The 14347-nt window shown below is 68.4% G+C and carries 11 protein-coding genes; 5 read left to right on the top strand and 6 right to left on the bottom strand.

What is annotated here, in order from left to right; all coding sequences use genetic code 11:
* Window positions 1–7 precede the first annotated feature (7 nt).
* Genes ABIE58_RS11280 through ABIE58_RS11270 form a run of 3 tightly spaced genes read right to left on the bottom strand, consistent with a single transcriptional unit; the run spans window position 8 to window position 3686 of the window.
* The gene (locus ABIE58_RS11280; RefSeq protein ID WP_354544824.1) at window positions 8–787 is read right to left on the bottom strand and encodes a 3'(2'),5'-bisphosphate nucleotidase CysQ; all 780 of its coding nucleotides are present in this window, start codon (window positions 785–787) and stop codon (window positions 8–10) included.
* Window positions 774–2120, bottom strand: a complete 1347-nt coding sequence (locus ABIE58_RS11275) for a TldD/PmbA family protein (RefSeq protein ID WP_354544823.1) — start codon at window positions 2118–2120, stop codon at window positions 774–776. The genes ABIE58_RS11280 and ABIE58_RS11275 overlap by 14 nt, the downstream gene beginning before the upstream one ends.
* A 57-nt stretch (window positions 2121–2177) precedes the next feature.
* A complete protein-coding gene (locus tag ABIE58_RS11270; protein WP_354544822.1) occupies window positions 2178–3686 on the bottom strand; it encodes a hypothetical protein in 1509 nt (502 codons plus the stop codon).
* Window positions 3687–3827: 141 nt separating this feature from the next.
* On the opposite strand from ABIE58_RS11270, the gene ABIE58_RS11265 reads away from it, so the two are divergent.
* Both ABIE58_RS11265 and ABIE58_RS11260 read left to right on the top strand, forming a co-directional pair.
* Complete coding sequence (locus tag ABIE58_RS11265; protein ID WP_354544821.1) at window positions 3828–4577, top strand: SDR family oxidoreductase; 750 nt, start codon at window positions 3828–3830, stop codon at window positions 4575–4577.
* The gene (locus ABIE58_RS11260; protein WP_354544820.1) at window positions 4574–5209 is read left to right on the top strand and encodes an enoyl-CoA hydratase/isomerase family protein; all 636 of its coding nucleotides are present in this window, start codon (window positions 4574–4576) and stop codon (window positions 5207–5209) included. The genes ABIE58_RS11265 and ABIE58_RS11260 overlap by 4 nt, the downstream gene beginning before the upstream one ends.
* A 5-nt stretch (window positions 5210–5214) precedes the next feature.
* Here ABIE58_RS11260 and ABIE58_RS11255 read toward each other — a convergent pair whose 3' ends face one another.
* Entirely contained in the window at window positions 5215–6093 is an 879-nt protein-coding gene (locus ABIE58_RS11255) for a LysR family transcriptional regulator (protein WP_354544819.1), read from the bottom strand.
* 101 nt (window positions 6094–6194) lie between these two features.
* Here ABIE58_RS11255 and ABIE58_RS11250 point away from each other — a divergent pair, with 101 nt between their 5' ends.
* The 3 genes from ABIE58_RS11250 to ABIE58_RS11240 all read left to right on the top strand — a co-directional run bounded on the left by ABIE58_RS11250 (window position 6195) and on the right by ABIE58_RS11240 (window position 12554).
* A complete protein-coding gene (locus tag ABIE58_RS11250; protein ID WP_354544818.1) occupies window positions 6195–7733 on the top strand; it encodes a proton-conducting transporter transmembrane domain-containing protein in 1539 nt (512 codons plus the stop codon).
* 21 nt (window positions 7734–7754) lie between these two features.
* A complete protein-coding gene (locus ABIE58_RS11245) occupies window positions 7755–10115 on the top strand; it encodes a YbcC family protein (RefSeq protein ID WP_354544817.1) in 2361 nt (786 codons plus the stop codon).
* A gap of 153 nt (window positions 10116–10268) precedes the next feature.
* Window positions 10269–12554 carry an adenosylcobalamin-dependent ribonucleoside-diphosphate reductase gene (locus tag ABIE58_RS11240; protein WP_354544816.1) on the top strand — a complete coding sequence of 762 codons (2286 nt, stop codon included), beginning with the start codon at window positions 10269–10271 and terminating at the stop codon, window positions 12552–12554.
* Between the two features lie 256 nt (window positions 12555–12810).
* On the opposite strand, the gene ABIE58_RS11235 is transcribed toward ABIE58_RS11240, so the two are convergent.
* Together ABIE58_RS11235 and ABIE58_RS11230 are read right to left on the bottom strand one after the other, a co-directional pair.
* Window positions 12811–13992 (bottom strand): IS256 family transposase, encoded by a 1182-nt coding sequence (locus ABIE58_RS11235; RefSeq protein WP_354544815.1) that lies wholly within the window; start codon window positions 13990–13992, stop codon window positions 12811–12813.
* Window positions 13993–14130: 138 nt separating this feature from the next.
* Window positions 14131–14347, bottom strand: a 217-nt coding sequence (locus ABIE58_RS11230; RefSeq protein WP_354544814.1) for a hypothetical protein, incomplete at its 5' end; no start/stop codon positions are given.

Below are 14347 nucleotides of genomic sequence, written 5' to 3'. Positions count from 1 at the left end.
AGCGCGCTCAGCAGGCAAGCGCGGCGGCGAGACCGGCATGAAGCACCGGGTTGGCAGCGAGCAGCCCCGCGACCTGCGGCACGGGGTTGTTGAAGATGAGCGCCCCGCCGCGCCGGTCGGTGACCGCGGCCCCGGCCTCGCGCAGGATCAGATCGCCCGCCGCCGCGTCCCATTCCCATGTCGGGCGCAGCGTCAACATGGCGTCAAAGCGCCCCTCGGCCACCAGCGCCAGCCGGTAGGCCAGCGACGGCCGAAACCCCCGGCGCAGCAACGGCACGCGGCCATCGCGCCAGTGTTCGGGATCGAGCGCGGGCCGTGCCGCAAGCAGCGTCGCCCCCGGCACGGCGCGGCGCGCGCCCGCGCGGATCGGTTGGCCGTTGAGCGTTGCCCCCTGCCCCGCGGCGGCGGCATAAAGCTTGTTGCGCATCGGCAGAAAGATGACGGCGGCGGTGACCACGCCCTGCTCTGCCACCGCCAGCGCATGCGCCCAGAGGTCAGAGCCTTCGGTCAGGCTGCGGGTGCCGTCGATCGGATCGACGATAAAGACCCGCCCGGCCCCGAGCCGCGCGGGATCGTCCTCGGTCTCCTCCGACAGCCATCCGTAATCGGGCCGCGCGCCGCGCAGGCGGCGGGCGAGCAGCGCATCCACCGCCATATCCACCGCCGTGACCGGCCCCGCCCCGCCGGGCTTGTCCCGCGTCTCGAGCGGGTGTGCGACCATGTCGCGCGCCAGCGCCCCCGCCTCACGCGCCGCCGCGATCAGCAAGGCAAGATCATTCACCGGCAAGTGTCAGCCCCTCGACCAGCAGCGAGGGCACCACGCGGCTCAGATGCCTGCGCGCATCGTTGGCGGGCGTGATCCGGCGCAGCATCTCGGGCAGGTGCCCGGCGATGGTGCATTCGTTGACCGGGTGCGCGATCTCGCCCCGCTCGACCCAGAACCCCGCCGCCCCGCGCGAATAATCGCCGGTATTTGGGTTGATGGTGGAGCCGATGAGCGAGGTAATCAGCAGCCCAGTCCCCACCTCGCGCAGCAGGTCCGCGCGGCTCTGTGTGCCTTCGGTCAGCGCCACGTTCCACGTCGTGGGCGAGGGCGGGCTTGAGACGCCGCGCGCGGCATTGCCGGTAGGGGCCATCCCCAGCTTGCGCGCCGAGGCAAGATCGAGCGTGTAGCCACGCAACACGCCCCGCTCGACGATGAGGCGCGGCGTGGTCGCCAGCCCCTCGGCGTCAAAGGGCCGCGAGCCGGACACGCGCGCGCGGTGCGGATCCTCCGCCAGATCGAGCGTCTCGGGCAAAACCGCCTCGCCCAGCCGGTCGCGCAGCCATGACGAGCCGCGCGCCACCGCCGCGCCATTGGCCGCCGCCAGCAGGTGGCCGATCAGCGTGCCCGCCACCCGCTCGTCAAAGAGCACCGGAAAGGCCCCCGTGGGCGGCCTGCGCGCGCCCAGCCGCCCTACCGCGCGCGCCCCCGCGTTCTGCCCGATCTCGGCAGCCCCCCGCAGATCGGCGGCAAAGACGCGGCTGTCGCTGTCGTGATCGCGCTCCATCCCCGCGCCGGTCCCGGCAATGGCAACGCAAGACAGGCCGATATCGCTGCGCGCATAGCCGCCGGAAAAGCCGTTGGTGGCGGCGATATGCATCTCGCGGCGCGACCACGCGGCAGAGGCGGATTGCACCTGTGCCACCCCGGCCACGCCCAGCGCCGCCGCCTCGGCCTCCTGCGCCATGCGCATGAGCGTCTCGGGCGCGGGCGCGGGGGCGGGATCGTCAAGCTCAAGCCCGGCGGCGTCGCGCTGCGCGGCCAATTGCCCCGGCTCGGCCAGCCCGGCAAACGGGTTCTCGGGGGCCTCGCGCGCCATCGCCACGGCGCGCTCTGCCAGCGCGGTGATGGTCTCGGGCCGGGTGTCGGAGGCCGAGACATTGGCCTGCCGCCCGCCCAGCAACACGCGCAGGCCGATATCGGTGCCCTCGGCGCGCTCGGCCTGTTCCAGCGTGCCGCCGCGCATGTCCACGATCACCGATTGACCGGCCATCGCGATGGCATCGGCGGCCTCGGCACCGGCCTTGCGCGCCGCATCGACAAGCGCATGGGTCAGATTTTCAAGCGTTTCCGGCATCGGCCCCTCCTCACGGTCCTGCGGCAGGTAGATCGCCGCGATCCCCGGTGCAAGGGCTCAGCGCATCCGCTGGCCGTTCACGGCGATGCTGCCATCCTTGCCGAACTCCACGCGCGAGGTAAGCGTGTCGGCCTCGCCTGCCACAGGCACGCTGAACATCGCCGCCATCATCCGCACGGTCATCGCCTGATCCTTCGGCAACACCCCCATCGCGACCAGCCGGTCCAGAAGCGCGTTACCCCCCTCCAGCCGCAGGTCGACCGCGCCGTCGGCGGCGGGGATCTCGGTGCCATCTCCCGGCTCGATATCCAACGCCCCCGCGCCGCTGAGCCTTGCCCCCGCAAGCTCAAGCAGCAGGCTGTCGAGCACCAGCCGCTCCGGCGCGAACGCGGATCTGTCGCCCGATTCGAGCGCGGCCATCGCCGTCTCGTCGAAGAGATCAACGAGCAACTTGCCGGTGCCCGAAAGATCGACGGTCAGGCTGGCGGGGTCGCGCGGCAGGGCGGCGGCGGGATCGAGCACCGCCCAGACATCCTCGGCAAGCGTCAACCCCGCGAGATCGACGGACAGGGCAAACGGCTGCGCCGCGTCGCCCTTGGCCACCGGCATGGTAAGGCTGCCCGCGGCACGCTCTGCCGCGTAGCCGATGGGAAAGGGCAGGCCGCCGCCCTCCATCCGCGCCTCCATATCTTCGCTGCGCAATCCAAGGCCAAGCCCCTCGTCCGAGATCGTCATCTCGATCCCGGTGCCCGCGCTGCGGCTTGTCCCGCGCGAGGCGATGCCATCCTCGGTGCTGCTGAACCGGCTCTCGCCCGGCCCGAATGTCATCCGGTTGGCAATGCGCAAGCCCGCACGCAGCGCGGCGGGAAGATCGTCAAGCGCATGGCCCTCGGGCAGGCGCAGGCTGCCATCGTAATCAAGGCTCTCGGCCGCGCCCTCATAGGCAAGGGCCACGCCGCTCTCGGGATCATCAAGCGCGACGCTGTAGCCGACGGGCCCGGCAGAAATCTCCTGCGTCAGGTGCCGCGCACCATCCTCGACCACCCCCTCGCTGCGGCCCGTGACCGCCCCGAGGCGCAGCATGCCCTGCGCCCCGTTCATGGGCGCGCCACCAATGGTCACCTCGCCCAGATCGACGCGCAGATCATCCGCCGCATAGCTGTAGACAAGCCGGTCGGGCGTGCCCGAGGCGGTGATCGCGAGGCCCTCGTGGTGCAGCGTCACGATGGCCGTCACGGCCTCGCCCTCCTTGGGCATCATGGCAAGCGCCATCGGCATGGTCTCGGGATAGATCACCTCAACCGTGCCGTCGCCGCGTTCGTGCAGCGCGATCCGGCCAAGCCGCATATCGACCCGCCCGCCCGCATCCGGCAAGCTCTGACTCAGGCCGAAATCGGGGATCACGAGCCGGTTGCCCGCCCGCTCCGGCGCGCCGCTGACAGTATAGCCCAGATCGCCCAGGAGCGCCTGCCAATCCTGCCAGACATCATCGGCGCTCAGATCGGCAGAGGCGGCCCCGGCAGAGAGGCCAAGGACGAAAAGCGAAACGGCGGGAAAGCGGAGCATGAAACATATCTCGTGTAAGGGGCGGTTGCGATAATGTCGGGCCTGCGGGGGCTGCGGTCAAGGGACGATCCGTGGACGATCCGTCTGGAACTCGCCCGCCATGCCGGTTAGGACTTGGACAGACAGCACGAGGGGGCGACCATGAGCATGACCGGAAAATGCGTTCTCATCACCGGGGCGAGCAAAGGGATCGGGGCCGCCGCCGCGCGGATATTCGCCGAAGCGGGGGCCAATGTCGCGCTGGTGGCGCGCAATGGCGATGCCATCGCCGAGCTTGCCGGCGAGATCGGGCAAAGCGCCATTGCCATCCCCTGCGATGTCAGCCGCTACTGGGAGATGGAGGCGGCGGTGGCGGCCTGCCACACCGCCTTTGGTCGGCTCGACGTGCTGATCGGCAACGCGGGCGTGGTCGCGCCCATTTCCATGCTGGCCGAGGCCGGGCCGGATGCCTGGGGCCATGCCATCGACATCAACCTCAAGGGCGTGTTCAACGGGATGCGCGCGGCGCTTCCCGGCATGATCGCGCAGGGCGACGGCACCATCATCACAGTAAGTTCAGGAGCCGCGCATAACGCGCTTGAGGGCTGGAGCGCCTATTGCGCCTCCAAGGCGGGGGCGGCGATGCTGACGCGCTGCGCCGATCTGGAGGCGCGCGGCGCGGGCATCCGGGTGATGGGCCTCTCGCCCGGCACCGTCGCCACCGACATGCAGCGCGAGATCAAGGCCAGCGGCGTCAACGCCGTGAGCCAGCTTGACTGGTCCGAGCATATCCCCGCCGACTGGCCCGCGAAGGCATTGCTGTGGATGTGCGGCCCCGAGGCGGGCGACCTTGCCGGGCAAGAGATTTCGCTGCGCGATCCCGGTATCCGCGCCCGCGTGGGGCTTGCATGATCCGGCTCGCGCGCGAGGACGGGCTGTGGATCGTCACGTTTGACCGTGCCGACAAGGCCAACGCGCTGACCGGCGACATGCTGGGGGAGCTGGCCGAGATCGCCGAGGCCGCGCAGGACGGCGCGCGCGCGCTCATCCTGACCGGGGCGGGCCGCGTATTCTCGGCCGGGGCCGATCTTGAGGCGGCGCGCGCAGGCCTGGCCACAAGCCCGCTCTGGGAGCGGCTGTCAGGGGCGCTTGCGGCGCTGCCGATCGTCACCGTCGCGGCGCTCAACGGCACGGTGGCGGGCGGCGCGATGGGGATGGTGCTGGCCTGCGATCTGCGCATCGCCGCCCAAGGCGCGGGCGCGTTCTACCCTGTCATGCGCCTCGGCTTTCGCCCGCAGCCCAGCGACCCGGCGCGCCTTGCCGCGCTAGTCGGGCCGTCGCGGGCCAAGATGATTTTGCTCGCGGGCCAGAAGATCACGACCGACGAGGCGCTGGCCTGGGGCCTGTTTGATCGGGTGGTGCCCGGCGAGGCGCTGATGGAAAGCGCGCGCGCCCTTCTCGCCGACAGCCTGAGCGCCAGCCCCGGCCACGTCGCCGCGCTCAAGGCGATGTGCGGCGGGGGAGCACCGCGCGCCACCCGGTAGTGCCGCTATACTGCGGCGGCGGTCAGCACCTCGGCCACCAGCGGATTGGGGAACCGGCGGCGCAACGTCACCGCGAGAAAGCGCTCGGTGATCGCGTCGAGCCGCGCGCGCTCGACCAGCACCCCCGAGGCCAGCTCGTCCTGCACGACGATGGGCGGGATCACCGTGAGGCTGCCGCCGCTGCGCGCCAGCAGGCGCAACATCGCCATGTCATCGGCCTCGGCGGCGATGCGCGGCACCACGCCCAGCCGGTCCAGCAACGCGTCGAACCCCGCGCGCAACGCCGTCTCCGGCGTCGGCAGGATCAACGGCTCGCTGGCCAGCATCTCGGCAAGGCTGCGGGTATCGCCGCCCTCCACCGGTGCCCCGACAAGGCTCACCGGCTGCTCGGAAATCGGGTGCACCAGGTAGGGGCTGGCGGCATCGCGCGCGGGCACGAGATTGGTCAGCACGATATCCAGCGACAGCGCCTCCAGCGCGCGCAAGAGATCGCTCTGCGCGCCCGAGCGCAGCACCACCTCGACATCCGGTCGCCCGATCAGCGGCCCGACAAACCCGATTTGAAAGTTGCGCGAGAGCGTCGAGAGCGCCCCCACCCGCAGCACCCGGCGCGACCCCGGTGCCTGTGCCAGCGTCGCGGTGAGGTCATCGGCGGTGCGAAAGATCGCCTCGGCATGATCGAGCGCGATCCGCCCCGCCTCGGTCAGAATGAGACCACGCCCGCGCCGCTCGAACAGATCATGGCCCAGCGCCGCCTCGAGCGTGCGCAACTGCGCCGACAGCGCCGATGGCGACAGGTTCAGCCCGCGCGCGGCCCCGGTCAGCGTGCCATCGCGTGCAACGGCGCGAAAGAGCCGCAGGTGGTGGAGATTGAGTTGGGCCATTGTTTCAATATATCGAACGTTAACCCGTATAATATGTAATTTTATAGAATGTCTGCAAGGGCTATCCCGTCCCCGAACCGCTGGAACAGGAGAGACCGGATATGACCCTTCCCCCCCTCATCGTTTTTGCCCCCCTGATATTGCTGGCCACGGCGGCGCTTGCGCTTGCCCGGCCCGGTCGCCGCCCCGGCGCGCTTGCGCGCGTGGCAGAGGCGGCGGCGCTTGCGGCGCTGGCTTTTGGCGTCGCGGGGCTGGTGCAACTCGTGATCGCGGGGCCTGTCACGCTGGCGGGCCTCGTGCGGCTCGACGCTGTAAGCGCGACGATGGTCGTGCTGGTCTGTTTCGTCGGCTGGGTGGTGGTGCGCTTTGCTCGCAGCTATCTTGACGGCGAGGCCCGCGAGGGGGCGTTTCACGGCCTGTTGCTGGCCGCGCTCGCGGCGGTGAGCCTCCAGGTTCAGGCCGCGAACCTTGCGGTTCTGGCCTTGGGCTTTGTTGCCACCGGGGTGGCGATCCGGCAGCTTCTGCTGTTCTACCCCGACCGCGCCGAGGCGCGGCGCGCCGCGATGAAATTCACCCTCGTCTGGGGCGCGGGCGACGTGGCGCTGATCCTTGCGGCGCTGTTGCTGGGCCAGGCCTTTGGCACCATCGACATCGCGGCCGTCACACAGGCGGCGGGAGCGGGCCTGCCGTTCGCGGCCAAGCTGGCGGTGGCGCTGCTGGTGATCGCCGCCGCGCTCAAGACCGCCGCATTCCCGCTGCACGGCTGGCTCACCGAGGTGATGGAGGCCCCGACGCCGGTCTCGGCGCTGCTGCACGCGGGGATCATCAACGGCGGCGGGCTGCTGCTTATCCGGCTCGCGGAGGTGGTGCAGGCCAGCCCCGGCGCGATGGCGGCGCTGGTGATGCTGGGCGGGCTGACGGCGATTTTCGGCGCGGTGGTGATGCTCACGCAAAGCGCGGTCAAGACGGCACTGGCGTGGTCCACCGTGGCGCAGATGGGATTCCTGCTGCTGCAATGCGGGCTGGGCCTGTGGGCGCTCGCGATGCTGCATATCGTGGCGCATTCGCTTTACAAGGCACATGCCTTCCTCGCCTCGGGTGGCGCGGTCAGGGCGGTGCTCGCGGTGCGCCGCCCCGGTCCGGTGGCGGTGCCGGGGCTGGCGGCGGTGGCGCGCGCCTTCGCGCTGGCGCTGGTGCTCTATGCCGGGGTGGCTGCGGGCTTTAGCCTGATCGCAGGGCCGAAATCGGCGCAGGCTCTGGCGCTTGGCGCGATCCTGATCTTCGGGGTGGCCTATCTGGTGGCGCAGGGCCTTGCGGATGCGGCCCCGCGCGCGCTCACGCGGCACACGGCGCGCGCCTCGCTGGCGGCGGCGGTGGCCTATTTCGGCTTTCACACCCTCGCCGCCATGCTGTGGGGCGCGCATCTGCCCGCCCCGCCCGCGCCGGGACCGCTGGAATGGGGGCTGATCGTGCTCGCGCTGGGCTCGTTCGGGCTGGTGGCGGTGGCGCAGGCGCTGTTCCCGCTCTGGGCGCATCATCCCTCGACCGCCGGGCTGCGGGTGCATCTTGCCAACGGGCTTTACCTCAACGCGGTGCTCGACCGGCTGATCGGCGGGCTGAAATCCGCGAAATCCAACTGACCAGAACAGGAGCCGACAGCGATGTTTCTCAAACACACACAGATCGCCCCCGACCGGGCATCAAGCCTGCTGACCAGCGCCGAAGCGGCTGCGCGCGCCATTCCGCCCGCCTTTCCGCTGGACGCGACCGTCGCGGTCAACCCGTTCCTCGGGCAGGCGGGCGAAGACCTTGCCACCGCATCGGCGCGGCTGGCGCGGGTGGCCGGCGTGCGCGTCACCCGCGCGCGCACCGATTACCGGGCGCAGATCACGGACGGGGCGATCACCGATGACGATCTGGCGGCGGCGCTTTTTGCGAGCGCATCACCCCTCAAACCCACCGACCTGGCGCTCCTGAAGGCGAAACTCGCCGCCGACAGCCCTGCCCCGCAGGCGCTGCCCACGGTGGCCGATCTGGCCGCAGAGGCCACCGGAACCGACTGGCCCGCCGTGATCGCGCGCAGCTTCGGGCTATGGGCGGCGGGGCATTTCGACCGGGGGCAGGCGCTCTGGACACCGGCGCCGGGGCTTGGGGCCTTTGCCGCGTGGCGCGCATGGGCCACCCATGACCTGACGCCGGAGATCGCCGGGCTGGGCGGGTTCTGCGCCCATGTCGCCGCCGCGCCGGATACATCCGAGCGCGCGATCCTGCGCGCCGCCGAGCGGCTGGGCCTAAGCGAAAGCGCCGCCGAAACCGCGTTTCACCGGCTGCTGATGGATCTTGGCGGCTGGGCGCAGCACGCGCGCTGGCTGCTGTGGCAGGCGGAACTCGCGGGCGAGAGTGACGGCACCATCACCGACCTGCTGGCCATTCGCATGATCTGGGAGGAGGCGCTGCTCGCGCATGTGCCGGACCTTAGCGAGGCGTGGCAAGAGGTGGTGGCGCAGCACGAAGCGCCGCTTGCCCCAAGCCCCGATCAGGTGGTCGATACCATCCTTCAGGACGCCGCCGAGCGCGCGCATCAACGCGGGCTTGCCACCGCCCTGACCGGGCCGAAACCGGCGGGCGCGCGGCCTGCGGTTCAGGCCGCGTTCTGTATCGACGTGCGCTCCGAGGTGTTCCGCCGCGCGGTCGAGGCGCAGGCAGGCGGCATCGAAACGATTGGCTTTGCGGGGTTTTTCGGCCTGCCAGTGGCGCACAGGCCGCGCGGGACGGATATGGCGCAGGCGCACCTGCCCGCGCTTCTGACGCCCGCGATCACCTCTTGCAGCCATGCCGAGGGCGAGGAGGAAGCGCGCATCTCGGCGCGCGCGATCCGCGCCTGGGGCCGGTTTCGGCAGGCAGCGGTATCGTCATTCGCCTTTGTCGAGGCGGCGGGGCCGGCCTATGGCTGGAAGCTGCTGCGCGATGCGCTGGGCCTCGCCGGGGCGCGGCCCGCGCCCGACCCGGCCCCGCGTATCGAGGGCGGGCTGAGCGCCGCTCAAAAGGCCGAAACGGCGGCCAGGGTGCTGCGCGCCATGAGCCTGACCACCGGGCACGCGCGGCTGGTGCTGCTCCTGGGTCACGGCGCGCAGATGGCCAACAACCCGCATGAAAGCGCCTATAACTGCGGGGCCTGCGCCGGCCAGACGGGCGAGGTTTCGGCGCGGCTTCTGGCGGGGTTGCTCAACGATCCCGAGACGCGCGCGGGCCTTGCCGCGCAGGGGATCGACCTCGGGGGGGATGTGCTCTTTGTGGCCGGACTGCACGACACCACCACCGACGCCATCACGCTCTACGAGGATATCCCCGCGCCCGATCATGCCGGTGATATCGCACAGGCGCGCGCATGGCTCGACGCGGCGGGGCACATAGCGCGGGCCGAGCGGGCGGCGCGCCTGCCCGGTGCCTCGCCCGAGAGCGTGGCGGCACGCGCGCGCGACTGGGCAGAGCTGCGGCCCGAATGGGGGCTGGCGGGCTGTGCCGCCTTTGTCGCCGCGCCGCGCGCGGTGACGGCGGGGGCGGATTTGCAGGGCCGCGCCTTTCTGCACAGCTATGACTGGCGCGAGGATGCGGATTTTGCCACGCTGGAATTGATCCTCACCGCGCCGGTGGTGGTGGCAAGCTGGATCAGCCTGCAATATTACGGCTCGACCGTGGCACCTGCCGCCTTTGGCGGCGGCAACAAGCTCATCCACAACGTGGTGGGCGGGATCGGCGTGGTGCAGGGCAATGGCGGTATCCTGCGCCCCGGCCTGCCGTGGCAGACGGTGCATGACGGCGAGGCGCTGGCGCATGAGCCGCTGCGCCTCACGGTGATGATCGAGGCCCCGCGCGAGGCGATCACCGATGTGCTGGCGCGCCACAACGGGCTGCGGACGCTCTTCGACAATGGCTGGCTGCATCTTTTCGCGCTAGAGGAGGGCCGGGTCGCAGCGCGCTATCTGCCGGGGCTGGACTGGTCGCAGGCCAAGGCCGCGTGACCTTGCGGCAGACGGGGGCGGGTCGATGCGTCGGCCCCGCCCACGGCGATACAATAGGTCTCGATTTCGAGACGGCGGGCACGGCGTGGCTGGAATTCGCGCGACGCGCGGGCTATTGTTCCCATCCACCGCGCCGCAAGGGATACCGCCAGAATGAGCCGCTTTTCCGCCCCGATCGCCGAACAGATATGGTCGATGAAATACCGCTATGTCGCGGATGAGGGCGGCGATGCCAGCGTCGAGGATAGCTGGCGGCGAATCGCGCGCGCGCTGGCCGCCGTCGAGGCCGAGCCGGAGCAGTGGGAGGCGCGATTCTACGACGCGCTGGAGGATTTCAAGTTCCTGCCCGCAGGCCGGATCACGGCGGGGGCGGGCACCGGGCGCAAGGTCACGCTTTTCAACTGTTTCGTCATGGGCACGATTCCCGATGACATGGGCGGGATTTTCGATGCGCTGCGCGAGGCGGCGCTGACCATGCAGCAGGGCGGCGGGATCGGCTATGATTTCTCGACCATCCGGCCAAGGGGCGCGGCGGTGCATGGCGTCTCGGCCGATGCCAGCGGGCCGCTGTCCTTCATGGATGTCTGGGATGCGATGTGCCGCACGATCATGAGCGCCGGCTCGCGCCGGGGCGCGATGATGGCCACGATGCGGTGCGATCACCCCGATATCGAGGATTTCATCGCCGCCAAATCCGATGCCGCGCGGCTGCGCATGTTCAACCTTTCGGTGCTGGTGACAGATGCCTTCATGGATGCGGTCAAGGCGGATGGACCGTGGGAACTGACCTTCGGCAACAAGGTCTATCACACGCTGCCCGCGCGCGACCTGTGGAACCGGATCATGCAGGCGACCTATGATTATGCCGAGCCGGGGGTGATCTTCATCGACCGGATCAATCAGGCCAACAATCTGAATTACATTGAGACTATCGCGGCGACCAACCCCTGTGGCGAACAGCCGCTGCCGCCTTATGGTGCCTGTCTTCTCGGCTCCATCAATCTTGCCAAGCTGGTGATCGACCCGTTCGGGCCGCGCGCGCGGCTTGATGCGGCGGCGCTCAAGGATCTGGTGCGCGTCGCGGGGCGGATGATGGATAACGTGGTGGACGTGTCGAAATTCCCGCTCGCAGCGCAGGCCGAGGAGGCGCGCAACAAGCGCCGCATCGGGCTGGGCGTGACCGGGCTTGCGGATGCGCTCTTGATGCTGGGGCTGCGCTATGGCTCTGACGAGGCGGTGCGCCAAACCGAGATATGGATGCACAAGATCGCCGTCGCGGCCTATCTCGCAAGCGTCGATCTGGCCCGCGAAAAGGGGGCGTTCCCGCTCTTTGATGCCGAGAAATTCCTCGCTTCCGGCAACATGGCCAACATGGACGAGAGCGTGCGCGACGCGATCCGCACCTATGGTATCCGTAACGCGCTCCTGACCAGCGTGGCCCCCACCGGAACGATCAGCCTTTACGCCGGCAATGTCAGCAGCGGGATCGAGCCGGTCTTTGCCCATGCCTATACCCGCAAGGTGCTGCAAAAGGACGGATCGCGCACCGAGGAAGAGGTGGTCGATTACGCGGTGCAGATGTGGCGCGACATGTTCGGCGATGCGCCCTTGCCCGACTATTTCGTCAATGCCCAGACCCTGCCCCCCGAGGATCATGTCAGGATGCAGGCGGCGGCGCAGAAATGGGTGGATAGCAGTATTTCCAAAACCATCAACTGCCCTGCCGATATTTCCTTCGAGGCGTTCAAGGATGTCTACATGCAGGCTTGGGAAATGGGCTGCAAGGGCTGCACCACCTACCGGCCCAACGAGGTGACGGGATCAGTGCTGAGCGTGAGCGAGAGCGCCGACAAGGTGCCCGGCGAGGCCCCGGAGCAGGTCCGGAGCGGGCTCCCCGCCGAGGGTGGTGAAGTTGTCTACATGTCCGAGCCGCTCGACCGGCCATCTGAGCTGGAAGGCGCGACCTACAAGCTCAAATGGCCCGACAGCAACCATGCGATCTATGTCACCGTGAACGATATCGTGCTGGGCGGGCACCGGCGGCCCTTCGAGGTATTCATCAACTCCAAGAACATGGAGCATTACGCCTGGACGGTGGCGCTCACGCGGATGATCTCGGCGGTGTTCCGGCGCGGCGGCGATGTGAGCTTTGTCGTGGAGGAGTTGAAGGCGGTGTTCGATCCGCGCGGCGGCGCGTGGATGCAGGGTAAATACGTGCCCTCGATCCTTGCCGCCATCGGGGGCGTGCTGGAACGGCACATGGTCGCGATCGGCTTTCTCGCGGGCGAAGGGCAGGGTCTCAAGGAAGACCCGCACGCGCAGGTGACGAGCGCCGCCCTCCCCCGAGGCCCGGCTTGCCCGTCCTGCGGCAGCTATGACATGCGCATGATCGAGGGCTGCAAGACCTGCGCCGCCTGTGGCCACAGCAAATGTCAATAGCCATGAGCTAAGTCCATTTATTGTCGGACACATCTCAGGACAGAGCGCCGCCAAGTCTCAGACTTGGCGGCGTTTTTCTTTGTTCTGATGGGCATCCCACCCAGCGTTGTCGTATCGCAACGATACTTGACATTAGCTATCTACTTAGTTTATTTTTATTTGCTAACCACGTCCTTTGTTTTATGTCTTTTGAATATCAGGGATATCTACAGGTGGATTGAGCAACCTGCGGTCTGGAAATTCTGCTGAGAGCGGGTCACGCATTCTGGCATTCCCATTTGATGTAGGCCTTGGTTTCGGAGGCCCATTTCTCGTCGATCTCAACCAGGACGGCGCTGACCAGTCGCAGCAGAGCGTCGTCGCTTGGAAAGACCCTGACCTTTACGGTGCGCCGCTTGAGCTCCTGCTGGACGGATCGCTCCATCGGGTTTGATGTGCGCAGTCGGCGGCGATGGTGCTCGGGCAGCGTGAAGACAGCGAGCCCCTCAGGTGCGTTTTCCTCGAGCCATGCAGCCAGCTTCGCCGCAGAGGTGCGATAGCTGGCGACCAACTCGGCCAAGGCGGTTTCGGCCTTGGCGAGCGTGCTGGCATTCCACACGGTGCGCAGCTCGGCTCCGATACGCTTGCGGATCTCGACGTTTGGAGCGTGATGGATGGCATTGCGCGCGAGATGGAACTGGCAGCGCTGCCACATGGCGCCTCCGAGCACGGCGCGCCGGGCTGCGCGTAGTCCAGAGTGATCATCCGACACGATGAACTCGACGCCGCGCAGACCGCGCGCGACCAGGCTCTCGAGGAAGCCCCGCCAGTGAACCTCCGCTTCGGACAAGGCCACGGAAACGCCCAGAACGCGCCGCCGCTCGTCCGGACCGATGCCGATGGCCGAGAGCACGGCAGCGTCCCGCACGACCCCGCCGTGGCGCATCTTCTCGTACCGGGCGTCGAGGATGAGGTATTTCACCTGGCCCAGAGGGCGGTTGCGCCATGCCTCCAGTTCCTCATCGAGCAGCTTGGCAGCCCGGCTGACCTGGGAGGACGACAGGCTCTCGATCCCGAACTCGCGCATGACAGCCTCGGCGTCACGGGTTGAGACGCCTTTGACGTACATCTCGGCCACCGCCAGCATGACGGCCCGGACCGACCGCCGCCCGCGCTCGAGCGATTGCGGATAGAACGGCTCTCCGTCGTGCCCGGCGGTCTTGGGCACCTGCACAGTCACCGTGCCCGCGGGCGTGTCGATCCGCTTGGGTTTGTAGCCGTTGGCATAGCCGTGACGCTCGGGGGTACGCTCGTAGTGGCCCGCGCCGAGAAACCGCTCGCGCTCGATCTGCATCGCCAACTCGAAAGCCCGCGTGAACACCGATGCGATCTCGCCGGGTCCGTGCTCGATCAACTGTTCCAAGACCACCTCAAGCGCCGTATCCTTCCGCCTGTCCATTCGTTCTTCTCCATGGCTGTGTTGCAACTCCATGGAATACCAGAATGGGCAGCCCCTGCCGGGGCGCCCCCCGGCAGGGGCTCATGGCCCCCACCTCGAGAGAATTTCCATACGTCAGGTTACAGTACCTACAGGTGTTCATTTATACTCATGCATGATCATCCAATCCTTCTTCGTCGCTTCCAAAATCGAGACGGCGGGGCGCGCGGACTGCTCCTGAACACGCACACCTATGAGCCCCCGATGCTTGGATCTCTCTATGAGGTGTAAATCGGCATGCGAAAGTGACCCACCTGGTTGGGTTATGATCATCCAAAAATGACCCACCTGCCACGTTATCATCCGTGCGTCATGC

The organism is Roseovarius sp. MBR-78, from assembly GCF_040547535.1.
In the GTDB taxonomy this organism is placed as follows: Bacteria; Pseudomonadota; Alphaproteobacteria; order Rhodobacterales; family Rhodobacteraceae; genus Roseovarius.
The sequence above is the reverse complement of the archived record's forward strand: the minus strand, read 5'-3'. Positions and strand labels throughout refer to the sequence as shown.

What these genes read in the sequence shown, in the direction of transcription:
- ABIE58_RS11255 (WP_354544819.1), bottom strand. Translation starts at nt 6,093, where the DNA reads ATGGCCCAACTCAATCTCCACCACCTGCGGCTCTTTCGCGCCGTTGCA.
- ABIE58_RS11235 (WP_354544815.1), bottom strand. Translation starts at nt 13,992, where the DNA reads ATGGACAGGCGGAAGGATACGGCGCTTGAGGTGGTCTTGGAACAGTTG.
- ABIE58_RS11265 (WP_354544821.1), top strand. Translation starts at nt 3,828, where the DNA reads ATGAGCATGACCGGAAAATGCGTTCTCATCACCGGGGCGAGCAAAGGG.
- ABIE58_RS11260 (WP_354544820.1), top strand. Translation starts at nt 4,574, where the DNA reads ATGATCCGGCTCGCGCGCGAGGACGGGCTGTGGATCGTCACGTTTGAC.
- ABIE58_RS11250 (WP_354544818.1), top strand. Translation starts at nt 6,195, where the DNA reads ATGACCCTTCCCCCCCTCATCGTTTTTGCCCCCCTGATATTGCTGGCC.
- ABIE58_RS11270 (WP_354544822.1), bottom strand. Translation starts at nt 3,686, where the DNA reads ATGCTCCGCTTTCCCGCCGTTTCGCTTTTCGTCCTTGGCCTCTCTGCC.
- ABIE58_RS11245 (WP_354544817.1), top strand. Translation starts at nt 7,755, where the DNA reads ATGTTTCTCAAACACACACAGATCGCCCCCGACCGGGCATCAAGCCTG.
- ABIE58_RS11240 (WP_354544816.1), top strand. Translation starts at nt 10,269, where the DNA reads ATGAGCCGCTTTTCCGCCCCGATCGCCGAACAGATATGGTCGATGAAA.
- ABIE58_RS11275 (WP_354544823.1), bottom strand. Translation starts at nt 2,120, where the DNA reads ATGCCGGAAACGCTTGAAAATCTGACCCATGCGCTTGTCGATGCGGCG.